The sequence below is a fragment of the Paenibacillus sp. FSL R5-0766 genome (genome assembly GCF_037971845.1).
Taxonomy (GTDB): Bacteria; Bacillota; Bacilli; order Paenibacillales; family Paenibacillaceae; genus Paenibacillus.
The window spans coordinates 4,534,219-4,555,262 of record NZ_CP150227.1; the positions used below are offsets into that span (position 1 = coordinate 4,534,219).

The 21,044-nt window shown below is 46.2% G+C and carries 15 protein-coding genes; 1 reads left to right on the plus strand and 14 read right to left on the minus strand.

What is annotated here, in order from left to right:
* Positions 1-112: 112 nt before the first annotated feature.
* The 9 genes from nagZ to adhE all read right to left on the minus strand — a co-directional run bounded on the left by nagZ (position 113) and on the right by adhE (position 15,402).
* A complete protein-coding gene (nagZ, locus tag MKY66_RS19640) occupies positions 113-1,759 on the minus strand; it encodes a beta-N-acetylhexosaminidase (protein ID WP_076215718.1) in 1,647 nt (548 codons plus the stop codon).
* A gap of 28 nt (positions 1,760-1,787) precedes the next feature.
* Entirely contained in the window at positions 1,788-3,410 is a 1,623-nt protein-coding gene (locus MKY66_RS19645; RefSeq protein ID WP_076215716.1) for a response regulator, read from the minus strand.
* Positions 3,407-5,242, minus strand: a complete 1,836-nt coding sequence (locus tag MKY66_RS19650; RefSeq protein WP_076215713.1) for a sensor histidine kinase — start codon at positions 5,240-5,242, stop codon at positions 3,407-3,409. The genes MKY66_RS19645 and MKY66_RS19650 overlap by 4 nt, the downstream gene beginning before the upstream one ends.
* Positions 5,243-5,274: 32 nt before the next feature.
* The gene (locus MKY66_RS19655) at positions 5,275-6,105 is read right to left on the minus strand and encodes a carbohydrate ABC transporter permease (RefSeq protein WP_036614430.1); all 831 of its coding nucleotides are present in this window, start codon (positions 6,103-6,105) and stop codon (positions 5,275-5,277) included.
* Entirely contained in the window at positions 6,105-6,989 is an 885-nt protein-coding gene (locus tag MKY66_RS19660) for a sugar ABC transporter permease (RefSeq protein ID WP_076215711.1), read from the minus strand. Before MKY66_RS19660 ends, MKY66_RS19655 begins: the two co-directional genes overlap by 1 nt.
* Positions 6,990-7,040: 51 nt before the next feature.
* Positions 7,041-8,408 (minus strand): extracellular solute-binding protein, encoded by a 1,368-nt coding sequence (locus MKY66_RS19665; protein ID WP_076215708.1) that lies wholly within the window; start codon positions 8,406-8,408, stop codon positions 7,041-7,043.
* Between the two features lie 188 nt (positions 8,409-8,596).
* Entirely contained in the window at positions 8,597-9,349 is a 753-nt protein-coding gene (gene pflA / locus MKY66_RS19670; protein WP_076215706.1) for a pyruvate formate-lyase-activating protein, read from the minus strand.
* An 89-nt stretch (positions 9,350-9,438) separates the two neighbouring features.
* Positions 9,439-11,697, minus strand: coding sequence for a formate C-acetyltransferase (pflB, locus tag MKY66_RS19675; RefSeq protein WP_076215703.1), 2,259 nt, complete (start codon positions 11,695-11,697; stop codon positions 9,439-9,441).
* A gap of 1,092 nt (positions 11,698-12,789) precedes the next feature.
* Positions 12,790-15,402 carry a bifunctional acetaldehyde-CoA/alcohol dehydrogenase gene (gene adhE, locus MKY66_RS19680; protein ID WP_076216960.1) on the minus strand — a complete coding sequence of 871 codons (2,613 nt, stop codon included), beginning with the start codon at positions 15,400-15,402 and terminating at the stop codon, positions 12,790-12,792.
* Positions 15,403-15,832: 430 nt separating this feature from the next.
* On the opposite strand from adhE, the gene MKY66_RS19685 reads away from it, so the two are divergent.
* On the plus strand, positions 15,833-16,549 hold the full coding sequence (locus MKY66_RS19685; protein ID WP_036614443.1) for a Crp/Fnr family transcriptional regulator: 717 nt from the start codon (positions 15,833-15,835) through the stop codon (positions 16,547-16,549).
* An 87-nt stretch (positions 16,550-16,636) separates the two neighbouring features.
* Here the strand turns inward: MKY66_RS19685 and MKY66_RS19690 are convergent, their stop codons facing one another.
* The 5 genes from MKY66_RS19690 to MKY66_RS19710 all read right to left on the minus strand — a co-directional run bounded on the left by MKY66_RS19690 (position 16,637) and on the right by MKY66_RS19710 (position 21,014).
* On the minus strand, positions 16,637-17,350 hold the full coding sequence (locus MKY66_RS19690; protein WP_017687552.1) for a hypothetical protein: 714 nt from the start codon (positions 17,348-17,350) through the stop codon (positions 16,637-16,639).
* 197 nt (positions 17,351-17,547) lie between these two features.
* A complete protein-coding gene (locus tag MKY66_RS19695) occupies positions 17,548-18,279 on the minus strand; it encodes a hypothetical protein (protein ID WP_076216961.1) in 732 nt (243 codons plus the stop codon).
* Between the two features lie 194 nt (positions 18,280-18,473).
* Complete coding sequence (locus tag MKY66_RS19700; RefSeq protein WP_074096966.1) at positions 18,474-18,770, minus strand: helix-turn-helix domain-containing protein; 297 nt, start codon at positions 18,768-18,770, stop codon at positions 18,474-18,476.
* Between the two features lie 522 nt (positions 18,771-19,292).
* The gene (locus tag MKY66_RS19705) at positions 19,293-20,021 is read right to left on the minus strand and encodes a ThuA domain-containing protein (RefSeq protein ID WP_076216962.1); all 729 of its coding nucleotides are present in this window, start codon (positions 20,019-20,021) and stop codon (positions 19,293-19,295) included.
* 24 nt (positions 20,022-20,045) lie between these two features.
* On the minus strand, positions 20,046-21,014 hold the full coding sequence (locus MKY66_RS19710) for a sugar phosphate isomerase/epimerase (protein WP_036674961.1): 969 nt from the start codon (positions 21,012-21,014) through the stop codon (positions 20,046-20,048).
* Positions 21,015-21,044 lie beyond the last annotated feature (30 nt).

Genomic DNA, 21,044 nt, shown 5'->3' on the forward strand with positions numbered 1-21,044 from the left:
TTTTTGGCATTTATATCCCAAAATTAACCAATATAAAATTTCAACAAAAAAATCTCTCCGGGAGATGGTCAATCAGCACCATATCACAGAGAGATGTAAGGATTGAATAGGTCTAGCGCAAACGGACAGGCAGACTTCCTGTTGGCTGCAGTCCTCCGGTTAACACCTGGGACAGTACCCGAACAACTGCGGGTGTATTCTCATACGTACACACATAACTTCCCGGCCTCGAAATCTCCAGCAGATCATATGGATTGCGCAAAGCAATTACAATCAGGGAATGATTCTTACTAAGCTTTTCAACCAAATACTGTTGCCCTTTCGGAAGATGACCTCCCGATGTGTACGTACATACGATAACTTGTTCACGATCCGACACATCAGCCAATATCCGATCTGCTTCATCATACGTGGGCTGCGTTGTAATTTTGTGCTCACGAACTCTGCCTCGCAGCTGCGATAATGCCATACCCAGCGATTCTGTATGGGACCATGGTTCATCCACCTCTGTCCGTTGCACAACCTCAGGCCAGATGACATATACGTCCTTCTCTGGGTCCAACGGCAGCAGCCCATCATTATGAACGATGGTAATACTGCTTGAAGCAATCTTGAACAACGTCAATTCGTTGGGCACACTGGAATCGGTGGTTTCAGTGGATTCAGTGCAATTAACAGGTTCGACATCGGTTGCTTCGACCGTTTCACTCGCTTTCGGCGAAACAAGATGATCATTCTGCTGCCCGCAGCGCTTTTTTTTCCATGTCATAATGCGTTCCACCGCCTGATGAATAACCTCTTCCGATATTCGCCCCGTTCGAACTGCTTCCACAATGGCTTCCAGCGCAGCCACCTGATCTTGCAAGGTATGACTCACCAGAATCAGATCTGCTCCTGCTTCCACAGCACGAATCGCAGCTTCAGCTACACCATATGGCTTGGATATCGCATGCATTTCAAGACAGTCTGTAATAATAATGCCTTCAAAACCCATTTCCTCACGTAGCAGACCCGTTAACACCTTATGTGACAACGTAGCCGGAATGGGCTCGGGCTCAATCGAAGGGAACATCACATGAGCTGTCATAATAGCATCAACCCCGGCCTCAATCGCCCGGCGGAACGGTAACAACTCCATCTGTTCCAGTCTGTTTCGATCATGAGGTACTGTAACCATACCAAGATGAGAATCTACAGCGGTATCTCCGTGTCCCGGAAAATGTTTGGCAGTAGCAGCTATGCCCTGTAATTGATATCCGGTGATGGCTGCTACGCCATGAGTGGCCACACTTTCAGCATGTTCACCATACGAACGCACACCGATAACCGGGTTAAGCGGGTTGTTATTCACGTCGACCACTGGTGCAAGGTTCATATCAATACCGATGCTTTTTAACTCACGACCCAGAATTTGAGCACACTCCAGTGTATATTCCGGATTGCCTGTCGCACCAAGTGCCATATTACCCGGTACTTGGGTCATTCCCTCTTTGTCAATCCGTGCAACCATGCCACCTTCCTGGTCCACCGAAATCATGAGTGGTAGGGCCCCCGCTTCAGCAGCCATATCTTGCAGTTCGGCGGACAGCCGTGTCAATTGATCTACACTTTCGACATTGCGCCGGAAATAAATGACGCCGCCGACGTGATAGTCACGGATTAAGCGAGTAATCTGTTCATCTGCGTGCTGACTGTGAAATCCACACATCAACAATTGTCCTACCTTTTGCTCCAATGTCAGATCATTCAAGGGTTTCATTTGACCTTCCCTCCCGTTTCCCTTGGTACTACAAACCCAATTGTTTACTCTGCCTGTACTCGGAGGGTTTCATGTGAAAGTGTTTATGAAACACCTTGGAGAAGTAACGGCGCTCCTTGAACCCTGTTGCTTCCCCAATCGCTGTAATACTCCATTCGGTTGTACTCAACAATAAAGCGGCACTTTCCATCCGTTTCTGCGTCATATATTCCACAAAAGTAACACCCATTTGGGTTTTAAATAGCTGGCAAAAGTAACCCGGGCTGATTCCGAGCCAATCTGAGACTTCATCTATTCCCAAGTCCTGTTGCAGCCGTGCATCCATATACTCACATGCAGACAGGATCAGTTCCGATACAGAAGGACGTGGCTGCGTTTGTTTGCCCTGACAGGCATGGGTAACAACCTCTGCAAGTTCAAGGAGTTCCCTCATGGATACAGCCCCTTGCAGTGCATTCCAGTAATTCACTTCGTGCTCTTCAGCGAGGGCCTGTACTTCACGCAGTTCCCGAAGCATGTGTACAAGCATAAACCGAAGATTGGTTTCATCTATCCTGTTGAAGGATTGTCCTGAACGCTGTTTAAGCCGCTCCAATACATCACGCAACCCCTGCTTGTTCCCTTGCCGAATCCACCGAGTAACAAGCTCCAGATCTTCTCTTGTAACCCATGAGTTAGCCCCTTTGGAGGCCGTATGATCATACGATGATGTGTTTTCGGGACAACTCGCCTTTAGCACCCCGTCTTCACTTTCCGAATGGGACATCAGTATTTTTTGACAATGCCGATATCGCTCCAGAATGTGACTTTCCAGGTTCACGGGTACAGCATCCTGAACAACCCTAACCTTCACATTTGAATCCATGGATAATATCTCATTTAATTCGAGACACAGTTGATGGGCCAGTTCCTCTGAGCGACGTTTCCACTCCCCCGATGCCTCCAGCAGGATGCACCACTCCCCTTTGCGGGTCGAAAGAATCTGACAGTCCCCTTCAATTCTCTCTGCTACTTCCCTAAGTGTGGAACTTACGGTCTCATGCCATCGTTGATGCTGAAGCTCGGACCAGCCGATCGAATGGCGAAAATAACCGACCGCATCCACCAGCAGCAACGTATACGGTTCAGAAGTTGTTATGAATTCGGGAACAGAGGCAGGATAGGCAATCTTCAATGGTGCTTCTCCTCGCAAAAGGTCAATCAACTGTTTGTGTCTGATCCAGCTTTCCATCTCTTGGCTGCGACAACGTTGCGATTCGTTTTCCAGACGTCTCTTCTGGATCTGCCCGGCAAGCTCACGCAGTTTATGTTCCAGATTCAAATAATCAATTGGCTTACATATGTATTCATGTACGTTATACTTGATAGCGGTTCGAGCATATTCAAACTGCTGATAGCCGGTCAGCAAAATAATTTCACACGTTTCACCCTGCTCTCGCAGCAAACGAATAAGTTCCAATCCATCCATAGACGGCATCCGAATATCACACAAGAGAATGTCTGGATGACTTTCTGTTACTTTCCCCAGCGCTTCTACACCACTTCTCGCTGTACCTGTGATTTCAATCCCCATCTCTTCCCAGGGTAAAATGTAGTTCAGATTTTCCAAAATCGGCAGCTCATCGTCAACCAGCATTGCAGTCAGATTCATCCGGCTTCCTCCTGCTCATATAATGGAATGATGCATCGAATAACTGTGCCATACCCCGGTGCTGAACATATAAATATGCCATACCCGGCCCCGTATTGAATACGAATTCGATCTGCCACACTTCGTAATCCCAATCCCCTGCGTTCCGTTATGGACGATAATGATTCCGCCCCTTCCGCGAGCATATCTTCCGGCGGATCTTCTGCCATATACTCAAATCGTGCGAGCATTTCCTGGGGAATACCGATCCCATTATCCTCAACACATAACACCAGATAATCCCGTTCTGCATATGCGCTTATCCGTAGTATACCTGGATAGGTGATCCCCTCAAACCCATGTTGAATGCTATTTTCCACCAGAGGCTGGAGGGTAAGTTTAAGCAGAATTGAGCTGTATAGATGGGGTGGAATGTCAATCTCATAGGTGAACAAATCACTGAACCTGTACTGTTGAATCTCCAGATAACTTTGCAAATGTCTGATTTCCTCACCCAGCGGAATCTCCTCCTGATCCTGAATGCTGATACGAAGCATATTGCCAAGTCTGGTCACCATCTCGCTTACTTTGCGGCCCTCCCCTCGCAGTGCTAACCCATTAATGGATTCCAATGTGTTAAACAGAAAATGAGGTTTGATCTGGGCCTGTAATACACGTAGTTCCGCTTGGGCCTTCTGCTCTTGCTCTGCCCGAACACGACGGAATAATCCCCCGATCCGATCCAATAGTTCATTGAACCCTTGCGCAAGCAGTTGCATTTCATCGAATCCTTTTCCTTCCACCCTCGCGTTAAAGTCACCATCATCCACACGACGCATAAACCGTACAAGTACAGCAATGTTACCCGTAATGCGATTCATGAAAAAAAGATTAAAGATCATTGCTGCGAGCAGGCATAACAGAATAATGATGACAGACCAACCGGCAAAGGCATTGGTTTCCGCAGATAAGGCTTCCCATGAAGTCACACTGACGAGACTCCAGTTATAGTTCTTCAGATGATATTGCGAAAGGATGCTCTCCTTGCCGTCAAAGACCGTTCTGACACTGCTAAAACCGGGACCGTACCTTCCGGATTCAGCACCAAGGTTTTCCATGTTCTCACCGTTGTAAATCCCTGCAGGATCATAAACGATCAGTCCTTCTTCATTAATTAACAGGAATGATGTATCCTGTGCCGAATCGCTGATTTGCAGGTGACGGAAGATCCGGTCGATCTCTCCTTTTTTGATCTGAACAACAAGCACGCCGATATTTTGAAAATAACTGAGTTCTTTGACCAGTCTGATCTGGGTGAAGACAGGTTCTACCCCGGTTAATTCGGGATATTCCAGAGGTGCGAGCCATTTAGGCACGCCATTAAGTTGCTGAATTTCGTTGAATAAGGGGTGCACTTTGAATTGCTGAAAAGGAAGGGCTTGAAAGTTCTCTTTGGTGAAAATGGAGACAATCTGGTTGTTCTCGGACGAACGCAAATCATATAAAAAGGCATAACTAATGAACGGATAATTATATAGAAGGGAACGGAAATTGCGCTGGCTGGCATTTAGGGATAACTGATTACCGGTCCCCAGATCCTGCTTGGTCGGATCTTTGGCGTTCAATGCCATTTGGAAAACCGATGTGGCTATCCCGTTGTCGGTCACATTGTTAATCTGCTGAAATACATTTTCGATATTGTAACTGATGGCCTGAAGCGCATATTCGGCCTGTTGATTGTATTTTTTCTCAATCGTATGTGATGTGACCAAAAACATGCCAATGCCCAGTGCACACATCGGTACAATAATCAGCAGCAGAAATGCCAAGGCCAGCTTCATTCGCAAGTTCATATCCCGTTCTCCCTATTCACTGGTTCATGGTATTAACCTTTGACACCACCCGCAGTTACTCCTTCAATAATTTTCTCCTGCAGTATGGCGTAGATCACAAGTACGGGTACAACACTGTATACAATACCTGCCGACATCTGGGCATAGTTCATCTGATATTGATCCCGAAACTGGACCATGCCCACTGGCAGCGTACGCAATTTATCGGTGGATAAGAAATAGTTGGCGAGTAAAAATTCGTTCCAGTTGCCGAGGAAATTAACGATAAAAACGGTAACAATAGCCGGAACCGTAAGAGGTATCACTATTTTAGCAAAGATACCCGGTGCCCTCAAGCCGTCCATGACCGCCGCTTCCTCAATTTCTCCAGGCAGAGAACGCATAAAAGCCGCCAGTATAATAATGGTAAACGGGATCGCATTGGCCACATAGGGCACGATCAATGCCAGATGCGTATCCAATATGCCCATTTTGCGAACAAGCAGATAAATTGGCAGCATAAGTGCATTGTTTGGAATAAGCATACCCGCCAGAATCAGACTGTACAGAAACAGGCTCCATCTACGATGTCTCATCCGGGTTACGGCAAAAGCAAACATGGCCCCGAGCACAATCGTACACGCCGATGATAAAACCGAAATGTACAGGCTGTTCCAGAAATACGTGCCAATCTTGGCATTCACCCAAGCCTCCACGTAATTGTTAAACTCCCATGTTGTAGGTAAACCGAATGGATTCAGGGCGATTTCATTGTTATCCTGCTTAAATGAAGAAAAAATTACAAATAAAAAGGGAAACAAAATCGCGATCAAATACAACATTAACAACACATGAGGTATACTACTTTTTATGCTTTTCGGCATCAATATTCCACCTTCTCGCTCCGCCTCGCCACCAGCAGTTGATACACCGCAGTGAGCACAAGCGTCAGAGCAAAGATCAGCACTGCAATGGTATTGCCATAGCCATATTTGAAGTTGGTAATCGCATATTTGATCATGTATGTCGCCAGAACCTCGGTGGACCCGGCGGGCCCACCTTTGGTCATGACAATCACGATGTCGGCTGCTTTCATGGCACCTGCGATGGACAACATGATCACCACTGAAATGATCGGCCGGATCAGCGGCAACGTAATTCGCATTGCACGTTGTACCGCCGTTGCCCCATCGATTGCGGCCGCTTCATCCAGATCACGGGGAATCGCCAGTATGGCCGCCAGCACCATGACAATGTAAAATCCACTCCACTGCCAGGCATTGGTCACCAAGATGGACAACATGGCAAATCGGTTATCCGATAACCAGTAGATTGGATCGATACCCAGCACATGAAGCATTTTGTTTAATAGACCGATATTGGGTTCATAGATGAATCCCCATAAAATACCGATAACGGCTGTCGACATGATGGATGGTAAAAAAACAGCTGTTTTATACAGGCCCTTTAGCCTTTTCACATTGGCAATCAGAAGTGAAAACAGGACGATCAGGGGTACCTGAATCAGTACCGAAAATCCGATGAAAAAGCCGTTATTCCTTGTGGAAATCCAAAAACGTTCATCTGTCAGTGCCTTCACATAATTGGATAAACCCACAAAACGTGGCTCAGCCGATACCCCATTCCAACTCGTCAGACTGTAATACAGGGAGCTACCAATAGGGTATAGAAAGAACATCACAAACAGAATTAGGGCTGGCATTACAAACAGCGTATAGATTAACGGGCTGCGGAGTGAAGTATTCATGGTCAGCCTCCTTCAGTCACTTCAACGATCGCAGTTTCAACTTGGATTGATTTATTCTACGGAAGCGTTTGCTTCCTCCTGCACCTTTTGCAGCTCTTCTGCCATTTTCTCTGGCGTCGTCTGCCCACCAATCAACTTCTGGATTTGCAGATTGCTGATCTCTGTCGTCACATCGGCCTGAACGAGTGCATCAAATGCCGGGAACGACGTCTTGGACGCATTAAGCACAGCCACAATTTCTTTCATCAGATCATCGGTAATGCTGTCGGTCAGCACTTTCTCGTCCAGCTTCATCGCAGGCAACACACCGTCTTCCACAAGACCACGGACCTGCATATCTTCATTGTAGAAATTTTTGATAAAAGCTTTCACTGCTTCCAGCTTCTGCGGGTCATCCGCCACTGCTGCCGAGAATCCGTATCCATTGTTCACATCCCGCATCAAAGACGTCTGATCACCTGCTCCGTTCTCTACCGGAGGCATATTGAAGAATCCAACCTTGCCAATGAGCGATTCACCACTCTGGCCTTCTTTGAATACAGATGATTTCCACGTTCCGTCATACATCAACACCGCTTCTCCGCTCGTAAATTGCGTGGTATATTCGGCATACTCGAAGCCCAGCTCACCTTTTTTGAAATAACCCTTATCCACCCATTCCTTATGTTTGGCAAAACCTTGCACAACACCCGGATCGGTCCACTTCGCTTCACCTGTTGCAAACTTTGCGGTAATCTCCGGTCCGGCATACCGGGACCACAGGTGGTTGGTTAACATAAGAGGTACCCAGCCCGCCTTGGATGCGGAAGCAAGCGGCACTTTGCCATCAGCCTTAATCTCGGCCAGTATATTGTCCAGTTCAGCCATGGTGGTTGGGGCTTTCCATCCTTTTTGTTCAAAGTACTCTTTATTATAGAAAAAACCTTCGCCCGAACCGCCAATCGGCAGTCCATATACTTTGCCTTCATACGTAAACGGTTCAAGGGATGTAAACTGGTCCTGAATGCCCAGCTCTTGCAGGATTGGGGTCAGATCAAGCAGCATACCTTCCTTGGCATAAACTTTGGAATCCGGGCTACCGAACAGTTCAAATATATCCGGCGGGTTACCTGCCGCCATCTCTCCGCGAAGCTTTTCCTTACGATTCACATCGGATTCGACGCCATCCAGCGTAAAGGTCAGATTGGGTACCTCTCCCTCCACTTTGTCCACAACATCCTGCAGAATGGCCAGTCTTTTCTGTTTGTCGGCTCCCACCTGCGTGTGGCGGAGAAGCATCTCAACCGGTTCCTTACTTGTTTCCTCCACAGGTGTATTGCCTGCGCCTTGCTGCGGCTCGTTACTTGAGCTTGCACATCCCGCCAAAGTCCATGAAGTGATAAGCAATAATGAAAGCAGTAATGTCATTCTTTTTTTCATCTGGTTGACCCTCCTCAAGATATTGAGCTTTTGCCTTTACACTCTGATTATAAAAAGCCGGAGCTTACATCGTAAGGATGACAATTCATCAATGGAGGGATAAAATCCTTCACTGGACAAAAACAGCCCCTGCGAAACATGTTCGCAAGGACTGCTTGGTTGATTGTTTTTACTATATAAAGGTTAGATCACTTACCTGAACAAGCCACGCCCGCTGTTTCCTGGCGACCTTGTTCGATCAGGCGATACGCCCGCTCCACTTCTTCTTCACTTGGTGAAGGAACTCCATCCAGTGGATATACTTTACCGAGCGCCTCCCATTTGTAGATCCCCATCTGATGGTATGGAAGAATTTCGAATTTCTCAACGCCGTTTAATGTTCCAATAAACCGTCCGAGGTTAAGCAAATCCTCTTCCTCGTTATGAATGCCAGGCACATACACGTGCCGAATCCACATTTTCCGACCTTGCTCCGATAACCACTTGGCCGTTTTCAACGTTCTCTCGTTGGATTTGCCTGTCAACTTGATATGTTTCTCGTCATCAATATGTTTGAGGTCCAGAAGAACCAGGTCTGTGTGATCCAGGAGATCGTGAATCCGTTCCGGTTCGTTAAACCCGTTGCTATCCAGTGTCGTATGCAATCCCCAGCGCCGCTTCACTTCCTTGAAGATTTCGGCTACAAAGTGGGCCTGTAACGTTGGTTCTCCGCCAGATATCGTGAGTCCGCCTCCAGAGCTGCGGTAGTAGGATAGATAAGGCTCAATTTCAGCCAATACCTCCTCTAGCGTCATTTCTTTTCCACCATCCAGCGCCCATGTATCAGGGTTGTGGCAATACTGACATTTGAGTAGACATCCTTGCATAAAAAGCACAAAGCGGATGCCTGGGCCGTCAACCGTCCCGAAAGTTTCGAGTGAATGAATATGTCCGTTAACCATGCTGCCTCTTCCTTTCTGTATCCGCATCCGCTGTGCGTTTAATATGATTTGGAATGCCTTGCTCTAGCGGTCTTCTACTTGCAAATTACTTACATCGAGCCATGGAACGTACGGTTGATGACATCCAACTGTTGTTCACGAGTCAGTTTAATGAAGTTAACCGCATATCCGGATACCCGTACAGTCAGTTGCGGATAGTTTTCCGGGTGATCCATCGCATCAATCAATTGCTGACGATCAAATACGTTAACGTTCAGGTGATGAGCGTTTTGACCGAAGTAACCATCCATCATCGCAGTCAGATTGGATTTACGTGTAGTCTCCTCTTTACCCAATGCTTTTGGCACGATGGAGAAGGTATTGGAAATACCATCAAGACTGTGTTCATAAGGCAATTTGGCTACAGAGCCAAGGGATGCCAGTGCACCTTTTTTGTCACGACCATGCATTGGGTTTGCGCCTGGAGCAAATGGTTCACCTGCTTTACGACCATCCGGTGTAGTCCCTGTTTTCTTACCGTATACCACGTTGGAAGTGATCGTCAGAACGGATTGTGTTGGCACTGCGTTACGGTAAGCTTTGTGCTTGCGAATCATGCCCATGAAGTTCTCGACCAGTTCAACAGCAATGCTGTCTACGCTGTCTTCATTGTTACCGTAACAAGGGAAGTCTCCTTCGATTTCGAAATCAACAGCGATGCCTTGTTCGTTACGAATTGGTTTTACTTTGGCATATTTGATTGCACTCAGTGAATCTGCTGTAACCGACAGACCAGCGATACCACAAGCCATCGTACGTACAATGTCACGGTCATGCAATGCCATCTCGATACGTTCATAGCTGTATTTATCGTGCATGTAGTGAATGACGTTGAGGGTGTTCATGTACAGCTTCGCCAACCACTCCATCATTGGTTTGAAACGTTTCATAACCTCATTGTAATCCAACACTTCGCTTGTAATGGCAGGATACTCAGGTCCGACCTGTGCCCCGGATTTCTCATCACGACCACCGTTGATCGCATACAGGAGAGCTTTCGCCAGGTTGGCACGAGCGCCGAAGAATTGCATTTGTTTCCCGATCTTCATAGCCGACACACAGCATGCAATACCGTAATCGTCACCGTAGATCGGACGCATCAGATCATCATTTTCATACTGGATTGAGCTGGTTTCGATGGATACTTTACTGCAATAATCTTTGAAAGCTTCTGGAAGTTTCGTGGACCAGAGAACAGTCAAGTTCGGTTCTGGTGCAGGACCCAGGTTGTACAGTGTATGCAGGAAACGGAAGCTGTTTTTGGTTACGCGTGTTTCGCCATTCACAGACATACCACCGATGGACTCCGTCACCCATGTTGGATCTCCACTGAACAGTTCGTTGTAATCCGGTGTACGCAGGAATTTGACAATCCGCAGTTTCATTACGAAATGGTCAACCAATTCCTGAGCCTGTTCTTCGGACAGAATGCCTTCTTGCAGGTCACGTTCAATGTAGATATCCAGGAAAGAAGATACACGTCCGAGTGACATCGCAGCACCGTTTTGTTCTTTGATCGCAGCGAGATAACCGAAGTACAACCATTGGAACGCTTCTTTTGCTGTTGTCGCTGGCAAGGAAATATCGAACCCGTGCATATCGCCCAATTGTTTCAATTCTTGCAATGCACGAATCTGTTCAGACAATTCTTCCCGCAGACGAATGACATCTTCATCAATAACATCAACTTCGAGTGCATTCAGTTCGCCTTTTTTGTTACGAATCAGGAAGTCTACCCCGTACAAAGCTACACGACGATAGTCACCGATGATCCGGCCACGGCCGTAAGCATCTGGCAGACCTGTAATAATCCCTGCTTTACGCGCTGCACGCATGTCGGAAGTATAAGCATCGAATACACCTTGGTTATGTGTTTTGCGAATGTTTGTAAATATATCAATGACGCCCTGTGGCATTTCAAAGCCATATGCCTCACATGCGTCAATCATCATGCGGATTCCGCCTGTTGGTTGAATGGAACGTTTGAACGGAGCATCGGTCTGAACGCCGACAATCTGCTCTTTGGATTGATCCAGATAACCCGGTTGGTGAGAAATAATAGTACCTGGTGTGTTCACGTCAACGTCAAGGACACCGCCGTTATCCCGTTCTTTTTTGGTCAGATCAGATACGATATCCCACAATTCTTTGGTATTCTGGGTTGCACCTGCGAGAAATGCTTCGTCGCCGTAATACGGAGACAAGTTGTGTGCCAGAAAATCATTCACATCTACGGATTTGGTCCATGTTCCTTTGGTAAAGTTTCTCCAGCCTGTTTGTTGTTTGACATCTTTTTCAATCACCGACATCTTAATCCCTCCACTAATTTGGATTTCTGGACACATAACATCTTGCTTCATTCGTAGCATTGTGTGCCCAGAGCCGCGATTAATGTGAATTGTTTCACATAAACCGGAACATGTTCTCTCTACTTGGGAACCGGAACCGCGGGATGAATGTTTTTCTTACATTTTCAGTATACGACTTGGGGCTTTCATCATCTGTGATTTTTGTCACAAAGCCAGTGAACTAACTCACTCCACCTGCGCTGTGTCCCATTGAACCCGGTAAATTCACACTTAGCCACTGCGCGGGCAGAACAACTTCCGATCGCTGTTATCCCCGGATTTTTTCAATTTTATTTTTCAAAGGGGAAAATCCGGGGATAAAGGCGAACGCTCCGCTTCTTCAGTTTTTTCTGCCCTCTCCGTTATTGTGTGAACATCTGGTTCAAACGGCCACATCACGAATTCCGTGCCACCTCTTTAGAACATTTTGCTCCTCCATGCTCGGAGCAAATCAAATCCTAGAATAAATCCTGAAAAACAGACGCTTCGCTCTTCTGTTTTTCTGCCCACTCCGTTATTGTGTGAACATCTGGCTCAAACAGCCACGTCACGGATTCCGTGTAACCTCTTTAGAGCCCTTTTGCTCCTCTATGCTCGGAGCAAACCAAATCTTAAAATATATCCTGAAAAACAGATGCTCGCTCTTCTGTTTTTCTGCCCTTTTCTTTATTGTCGAACATCTGGCTCAAACGGCCACATCACGGATTCCGTGTAACCTCTTTAGAGCCCTTTTGCTCCTCTATGCCCGGAGCAAACCAAATCTTAAAATATATCCTGAAAAACAGATGCTCGCTCTTCTGTTTTTCTGCCCACTCCGTTATTGTGTGAACATCTGGCTCAAACAGCCACGTCACGGATTCCGTGTAACCTCTTTAGAGCCCTTTTGCTCCTCTATGCTCGGAGCAAACCAAATCTTAAAATAAACCTTGAAAAACAGGTGCTTCACTCTTCTGTTTTTCTGCCCTCTCATTATGTGTGAAAGACGGCAATCGGGGCTCCCCTCTTGGGGAACCCTGATCTTCTTGCCGTAAGGCACGCTTCGTTCTAAATTTGTTATTCAAACTTTCCGTAGAAAGCGTTGCGGTATACATCAGCCAGTTCAGTTACCAGCGGCAACTTCGGATTGGCGGTTGTGCATTGATCTTCGAAGGCACGGTCAGCCAGATAATCGACATGTGCTTCAAAGTCTTTGGCATCAAATCCGATTTCCTGGAACGATTCTTCAATGCCTAATGTTTTGTTCAGTTTGCGAATGGCATTGATGAGACTGGTTACGCCTTCTTCTGTCGTACGAGCAGGCAATCCCAAGATGCGGGCGATTTCGGCATACCGCTCATCCGCTACAAAGTGCGAATATTTCGGGAACGATGCAAATTTGGTCGGTTTTTTCGCGTTGTAACGAATAACGTGTGGCATCAGGATTGCATTGGTGCGTCCGTGTGCGGTGTGATACTGACCGCCCCATTTGTGCGCCAAGCTGTGGTTAATGCCCAGGAATGCGTTGGCAAACGCCATACCTGCAATCGTGGAAGCATTATGCATTTTTTCACGTGCCAGTTTATCGCCTTGCAGCGCAGATTGCTCCAGGTATTGGAATACCAGTTGGATTGCTTTGATCGCAAGTCCATCCGTGTAATCATTTGCCATAACAGATACATAAGCTTCAATCGCATGCGTCAGTACGTCCATACCTGTATCTGCAACGGCTGTTCTAGGCAGGGAGTATACAAACTCCGGATCGACAATCGCTACGTCTGGTGTCAGCTCATAGTCGGCCAATGGATATTTGATGTTACCTTGATTTTTATCTGTGATAACCGCGAACGATGTCACTTCAGAACCTGTACCCGATGTGGTTGGGATCGCTACAAATTTCGCTTTTACGCCGAGACGTGGATATTTGTAAATCCGTTTGCGGATATCCATGAATTTTTGTTTCAGATCGTTGAAGTCCGTGTCCGGATATTCATAGAATAACCACATGGCTTTGGCAGCATCCATCGGTGATCCACCACCAAGTGCGATAATGCAGTCTGGTTGGAAGCGGCGCATCATTTCGGTTCCGCGATCTACCGTTGTTGTGGATGGATCTGGTTCTACATCGGAGAACACTTCGATCGCTACTGGCATTTGGCGTTGACGCAGATAGTGTTCTACCTTTTCAACATATCCAAGTTTCACCATCATGGCATCCGTAATAATCGCCACACGTGTGATGTCAGGCATTTTGGCAAGATACTGTGTTGCCCCTTTTTCGAAGTAGACTTTGTTCGGCACTTTGAACCATTGCATATTCACGGTACGGCGAGCCACCCTTTTCACATTGATTAAGTTCACAGCGGTTACGTTGGAAGAAGTCGAGTTACGTCCGTATGATCCGCATCCCAGTGTCAATGACGGCATGTTTGTGTTGTAGATATCCCCGATGGCACCGTGTGTGGATGGTGAGTTCACAATAATCCGTCCAGTTTGCAGACGATCTGCGAATTTGCCGATCACTTCTTCATTTGTGGAGTGGATAACCGAGGAGTGACCCATGCCGCCAAAAGCAACCACTTCTGCCGCACGTTCAATGCCCTCTGCTGCCGTTTTAACTTTGTAACAAGCCAGTACCGGGCTTAATTTCTCAGCCGACAATGGGAATTTGGTACCTACCCCTTCAATCTCGGCCACGAGAATTTTGGTGCCTGCTGGAACTTCAATACCGCACAATTTCGCAATGCTTACCGCAGATTGACCAACAATCGCCGGGTTCACCGCACATTTCTCTGCATTAATCGCACCTGCTGTCAATTTTGCTGCTTCATCTTTGTTAACAAAGTAACAGCCATTTGCAATCATTTTTTTCTTCACTTGATCAAAGATCGGTTCTTCAATGATCACCGCTTGTTCAGAAGCACAGATCATGCCGTTGTCGAAAGACTTGGACAGAATCAAATCCGTTACTGCCTGATTGATATCCGCGCTTTTCTCGATAAAGCAAGGTACGTTACCCGGTCCTACGCCCAGTGCAGGTTTACCACAGCTGTACGCTGCACGTACCATGCCTGATCCGCCTGTTGCCAGAATGAGAGCCACATCATTGTGATTCATCAGTTCGTTTGTACGATCCATGGAAGGATCATCAATCCATTGAATACAATCTGCTGGTGCACCATGCTTCACCGCTGCATCACGCAAGATTCTAGCAGCTTCCCGGCTACAATTCTGTGCAGATGGGTGGAAACCAAAGATGATTGGGTTACGCGTCTTGATGGAGATCAGTGCTTTAAACATCGTTGTTGATGTTGGGTTCGTTACTGGGGTGATCCCCATGATGATCCCAACCGGCTCCGCAATTTTCTGGAAGCTTTCGTACTCATTATCTTCAATTACACCTACCGTTTTGTCATATTTAATGCTATGATACACATATTCTGTAGCAAATATATTCTTGGTGATTTTATCCTCATATACTCCGCGGCCTGTTTCTTCTACGGCCATCTTGGCGAGCATCATGTGTTTATCTAGACCCGCAAGCGCCATTGCTTGCACAATCCGGTCAATCTGCTTCTGGTCCATCTTCATGAATGCGGCGTGTGCTTTATTCGCTTTGTCGATTAACGTTTGAATATACTGACCTGCTGTCGGTTCTTTTGCTGGGGCGACTTCGTTCTTTACAGCCATCTCCCTCATCCTCCTAAAGGTTCGTTTTGGTTTGTCTCTCTTCTTTACATTCACATCGTACCATGGGTAAAAGGTTAAATATGTGATTTTTTTCACAAAGTATAACAAATTTAATTTAAGTTTTGTAGTGTCCTTCACACGACCATTTTCACTTCCTATTTAAAATAGAGGGCTATAAAATTCATCCTCTCCATCAAAAGTGAATTTAATCACAATGTTTGAAATTTCGTCATTTTTGCCCCCTTTCCTTCCCCCTCAAACGGTAAGATTAGGTATATACTGAACTTAAAAATTGAACCACCGCAATTTGTACCGTCCTTCCTCCCGGCCGAGATGACCCTGATCAGGACGGCAACGGTTTGCGGCGAACCTCGGAGGCTACTGCTCACTACAGAAGGTCGTCCGATGGACATAAAGGGGAGATAGACTAATGAGAGAACTAACAACTGTACTGGAAAAGCGCGGTAATACCAACTGTTTCTCGGAAGCGAATTTCAACCATCTGCTGGTTACCATGAAAGATAGAACCTATCCGGAAGGTACACATCTGTACTGGGAAGGCGACATCTCTGACAAACTTTATTATATGAAACGAGGTCGTGCCCAGATCACCAAATCCACGGATGAAGGCAAGGAACTGATCATGTACATGTATCAATCCGGTGATATGATTGGGCAGGCTGATCCCTTCTTTGGCTCTAAACACAGCTTCTCAGCGGAAGTGCTGGAGGACAGTGAGATTGGTGTACTGGAGCATAAAGACCTGGAAATGTTAATCTGCCAGCATTGTGACTTTGCGATCGATTTTATGAAATGGATGGGCATCCACCACCGGTTGACACAGACCAAGTTCCGGGATCTCATGTTATATGGCAAACCGGGTGCACTCTGCTCCACCCTCATTCGGTTGTCGAATTCGTATGGTGAGCCTCATGGAGAGCATGTCATTATTCACAAAAAAATTACCCACACGGACCTGTCCAATATGATTGGAGCCACTCGTGAAAGTGTAAACCGCATGTTAAGCGACCTGCGTAAGAAAGATGGGATTGAATATGACAATGGCATGATTGTTATCAAAGATCTGAAGATGCTGCAAGGGATCTGTCACTGTGAACTTTGCCCGAACGAGATCTGTCGTATTTAATATTTGACTGTGCTAATCGGATATTGCTTATATATTTAATGAAAAAAAGCCCAGTTCTCTAAAAAGAGATTGGGCTTCTTGGTATACTTAGGATGCATTGGTCAATTCAAGCTTTACCGCATCACGTGGATTCAATTTCATGTCGAGACCATTTTCCATTAATTCTTTGTCATTCACCATAATGACCCACCGCTCATTCATACGAGGCGTGACATTCTCGACCGAAACGACAAATTTGTTATTCTCCGACATTCTTACAATGCCGCTGGACTTCAACACATCGCGAACTGTGCACTCTTGAACGTAGACGCCGGCATATTGACGATTAAGGGTTGGCATAATGTTTCCACCGCTAACCTTGAGTAACGTTGTCTGATATGCAACGCCATCCCCCCCACTGTCAGCGGCTTTCACGTAAATGATCACTTCATCTTTGGCATGAAGTTCCATGTCCCAATCTTCCTGCTCAATATCCTTGCCATTTAATTTGACAGCCCAGCTAAGCGAAGAATCCAGAGAAACTTCACCGACGGATTGAATCCGTTTGCCATCTGCCGTAAAATCAACCAGTCCGCTATTAAGTAATGCTTTTTTGAGTGTCAAACCCTCACTAAAATCTCGCTTAATGGACTTTGTTGCATCAGGCAAAAACGTACTGCCATCTACAGCCACTGTGATTGTATTCGCTGTTTCTGTCTCTTTGACAATTGGCTGCTCAGAAGGCTGTGTCTCACTACAACCAGCCAAGATCGCCAGTAGGAGCAAACATACACCTATGTAACCGGGGATTTTTTTCATCATGTAGGTAACACCACCCTGCGTAAAATCATTCACCCTGTTGTCCATAACCTCTATTATGGCACAACCTTAAGCAAAAAAAAGTGTCAAAGCCGTTACTTTTATAGGGTACCGCCTTCAAATAAGGCTTGTACAAGAAAGAGAGCCTGCACACAGGCTCTCCAATCTAAATTATTTTCACGTTATCATTGGTTACGTTATCATTGGACACAAGCCTGCATGTATGTCCGTCCTCCATCGCCATCTTTCAGATATGGATTAAGCCCAAAGAACTGCTCCTCAGATACGTATACCCCTGTCAGCAATCGCCCTTCAAGCAATCCACCGTCCACCTGCACGCAGCATGAAGGTGCGTCTACATACTCCTGATACAACGGAATCTGACCATATTGTTGATGTACCTTGAATACCTTGCCTTGCTCATGCAAAGGGCGTTCCGAGAAATAGGTAGGCACAATATAACGGGCAATGACATCCAGTTCCTGAACGCTGTAAAAGGGTTCATCACCAAGCCATGGTGCAAACATTCGAATCTTCTCATATTGAGACCAGACAACCGCCTGAATCAGCATTTCTGCCTGAACCAACCGACCTTCTCCCACATCCAGAACCCATTGCTTACCATGGATAGTTTCTTCCATCTGAGACATCGTTGAATCAGGTTGTCCCAGCTCACATCCGATACACTTCCAGCCCCTGGACGTTTGAATCCATTTTTGCAGCACCGCCGGAGCTAATCTCGGACCATCGCTGTTCACAGAATGCGTATTCACTTCGGCAAAATCATCTTTAACTGAACGGGAATATGCTGTGCGCTTAAACAACTCCGCAGCTTTTTTATAAATTAGATGGACCTGAATGGATGCGCTCTCAAGTTCTGCAATATCTTCTTTGCCGTAGCGTACTTCACGGGATAAGCTTTCTTCTCTCATGACAAGTGGGCCTCCTTCGCTCCGGCCGTCTGTGGCCATTTTCTATAGATTATACTACAACTCATGACAACATGTGCATAGCCCAGGAGAAAAACGCCGATCCACCTAATCCTTAAGACAAAAACCCCTGATTTCCACGGAAATCAGGAGTCTATGTCATTCATGTAACAAAAGTGGATGATATTGCTTATGCGTTAGTCAACCCACTGCTCAGCCCAGTCTTGAATTTGATTCATGACAGGCTGGAGCGCTCTACCTTTATCCGTCAGTTCATATTCAATACGAACTGGCGTCTCGGGATAGACGTGACGAACCAGAATACCTTCACTCTCCAGATCTTTCATCCGTTCGGATAACATCTTATCACTCATGGATGGGATCAGATTGGAGATATCCTTGAATCGCTTCGAACCACTCATCAACGTTTGAATAATTAAACCATTCCAGCGCTTGCCCAAAAAAGAAAACGCCGTCTCAAAACGCGGACACATCCGCAAGTCTTGACCTTCCACATTAATCACCTCTTTAGAGATCACTCAACTTACATTTTGTTAGTATATTTCATAATAACATATTTAAGCTTCAAAGAAAACGCCTGCAACTAAAAAGTTTAAATTTTAGAAGCATAACATCCAAAATGGATCATACATCCCAGTATACATTACACGATGCGTCGTAACCATGGGAAATATCGTATAACTTCCCCATAGTACTATCTTACCCAAAAAGAACCCAACTGCCACAGTCATCAATGACTTGGAGAAGGGTTCCTGGGTATATGCTTGCGTTTACGTTATCTATATCAGTTCAACTAAAGAATATTTACACTAGCACTCCGATGTCAGAACAACTTTCCGATCGCTGTTATCCCCAGATTTTTTTGATTTCTTTCTAAAGGGAAAAATCCGGGGATAAAGGCGCACGCTCCGCTTCTTCAAGTTATTTCTGCCCTCTCCGTTAATGTGTAAATGTTAGTTGAACTGATATATATCTTTCACGAAGCAAATTATGAATTAAACCAGCACGCCACCAAATGATCTTACAGGTTCACTCTTGCCATATTCCGGCTTAAAGCTGCGGGTAGGATATGCCCATTTCACAGCGTTGCTGATCACTCTTAATATTTCCGGCTTGTAATAGGTCGGATATGTCTCATGACCTGGTCGGAAATAGAAGATTTTACCTTCACCACGCCGGAACGTACATCCGCTCCGGAATACTTCCCCACCCTGGAAGTTGCTCACAAATACCAGTTCATCCGGCACTGGAATATCGAAGAATTCACCGTACATCTCTTCTTTTTCCAATACAATCTTGCCTTTGATGCCATCCGCAATCGGATGAGATGGGTTAACACACCATACAATTTCCTGCTCGTCAGCTACACGCCATTTCAGATCGCAGCTTGTTCCCATCAGCGCTTTGAATGGTTTGGAGAAATGACCTGAATGGAGCACAATCATTCCCATGCCGTTCAGCACTCGCTGCGCGACCTTCTGTGAGATCTCATCGCTTACGCGATCATGTGCCATATGTCCCCACCATATGAGCACATCTGTGGAATTCAGCACTTCATCACTTAATCCGTGTTCAGGCTGATCCAGTGTAGCTGTACGAATAGCAAAGCCTTCGCCGCCAAGTCCGTCAGCCAGTGCTCGATGCAGACCATCCGGGTAGACTTCCCTTACTTCATCGTGAATTTTCTCATGGACAAATTCATTCCAAATGGTGACGTTGATCATATTCAATTTCCCCCTAGTGTAACTCTAAACCCACCACATATCGCCCAGCGGTTCTTCGATCAATACTTGCTGGAGATTTTGCACGGCTTTAGAGAATCCTTCTTCAACCGACATCAGACCGTCTTCGTGTTCAATACTTACTACATAATCATATCCGACCAGACGCAAGGCACTCATAATGTCTGCCCATGTCTTGTTATCATGTCCATAACCAACCGAGCGGAACTGCCAAGCCCGATCCAGCATATTGGTATAGTCCTGCATATCCGTTACACCGTGTTTGTTCACGTTTACCGGATCAATCGTTGTATCTTTGGCATGGAAGTGATGGATGGCTCCTTCACGCCCCAAGATGTGAATTGCCTGAACCGGATCAATACCTTGCCACCACATGTGACTTGGGTCCAGATTGGCTCCGATCACTTCACCTGCTGCTTCACGCAGTCTCAGCAACGTTGCTGGAGTATGAACGGAGAATCCACCGTGCAGCTCCAATCCAACTTTTACGTTACGATCTGCTGCAAATTTACCCCACTCTGTCCAGTAAGGGATCACTTTGTTCTCCCACTGCCACTTCAGGATCTCCTGGAAGTCATTTGGCCATGGTGCAACAGGCCAGTTCGGATATTTGGCATCCTCATGGTCTCCCGGACAACCGGAGAATGTATTCACTACAGGTACTTCCAGCTTCTCAGCCAGTTCTACCGTTTTAACAAAATCATCGTGGAATCCTTTGGCAATATCCTTTTGCGGATGTAGCGGGTTACCGTGACAGCTCAGTGCACTGATCGTCAAACCGCGTGATTCCACTGCATTTTTGAAGTTTTTCAATGCTGTAGGATTGCTTAACAACTCATCTGGCTTACAATGTGCATTGCCTGGATGTCCGCCTGTTCCGATCTCCACTGCTTTTAATCCCTTGGATGCTACATAATCAAGAGCATCCTCCAATTTACGTCCTCCGAATAGTACCAAAAATACGCCGAGTTTCAAGTGCGATTCCTCCCTGGATTAGATATCGTA

Bases quoted from the DNA above. Each gene is read 5' to 3' on its own strand.
- nagZ (WP_076215718.1), bottom strand. From the start codon at position 1,759: ATGAAACCCTTGAATGATCTGACATTGGAGCAAAAGGTAGGACAATTG.
- MKY66_RS19645 (WP_076215716.1), bottom strand. From the start codon at position 3,410: ATGAATCTGACTGCAATGCTGGTTGACGATGAGCTGCCGATTTTGGAA.
- MKY66_RS19650 (WP_076215713.1), bottom strand. From the start codon at position 5,242: ATGAACTTGCGAATGAAGCTGGCCTTGGCATTTCTGCTGCTGATTATT.
- MKY66_RS19655 (WP_036614430.1), bottom strand. From the start codon at position 6,105: ATGCCGAAAAGCATAAAAAGTAGTATACCTCATGTGTTGTTAATGTTG.
- MKY66_RS19660 (WP_076215711.1), bottom strand. From the start codon at position 6,989: ATGAATACTTCACTCCGCAGCCCGTTAATCTATACGCTGTTTGTAATG.
- MKY66_RS19665 (WP_076215708.1), bottom strand. From the start codon at position 8,408: ATGAAAAAAAGAATGACATTACTGCTTTCATTATTGCTTATCACTTCA.
- pflA (WP_076215706.1), bottom strand. From the start codon at position 9,349: ATGGTTAACGGACATATTCATTCACTCGAAACTTTCGGGACGGTTGAC.
- pflB (WP_076215703.1), bottom strand. From the start codon at position 11,697: ATGTCGGTGATTGAAAAAGATGTCAAACAACAAACAGGCTGGAGAAAC.
- adhE (WP_076216960.1), bottom strand. From the start codon at position 15,402: ATGGCTGTAAAGAACGAAGTCGCCCCAGCAAAAGAACCGACAGCAGGT.
- MKY66_RS19685 (WP_036614443.1), top strand. From the start codon at position 15,833: ATGAGAGAACTAACAACTGTACTGGAAAAGCGCGGTAATACCAACTGT.
- MKY66_RS19690 (WP_017687552.1), bottom strand. From the start codon at position 17,350: ATGATGAAAAAAATCCCCGGTTACATAGGTGTATGTTTGCTCCTACTG.
- MKY66_RS19695 (WP_076216961.1), bottom strand. From the start codon at position 18,279: ATGAGAGAAGAAAGCTTATCCCGTGAAGTACGCTACGGCAAAGAAGAT.
- MKY66_RS19700 (WP_074096966.1), bottom strand. From the start codon at position 18,770: ATGTGTCCGCGTTTTGAGACGGCGTTTTCTTTTTTGGGCAAGCGCTGG.
- MKY66_RS19705 (WP_076216962.1), bottom strand. From the start codon at position 20,021: ATGATCAACGTCACCATTTGGAATGAATTTGTCCATGAGAAAATTCAC.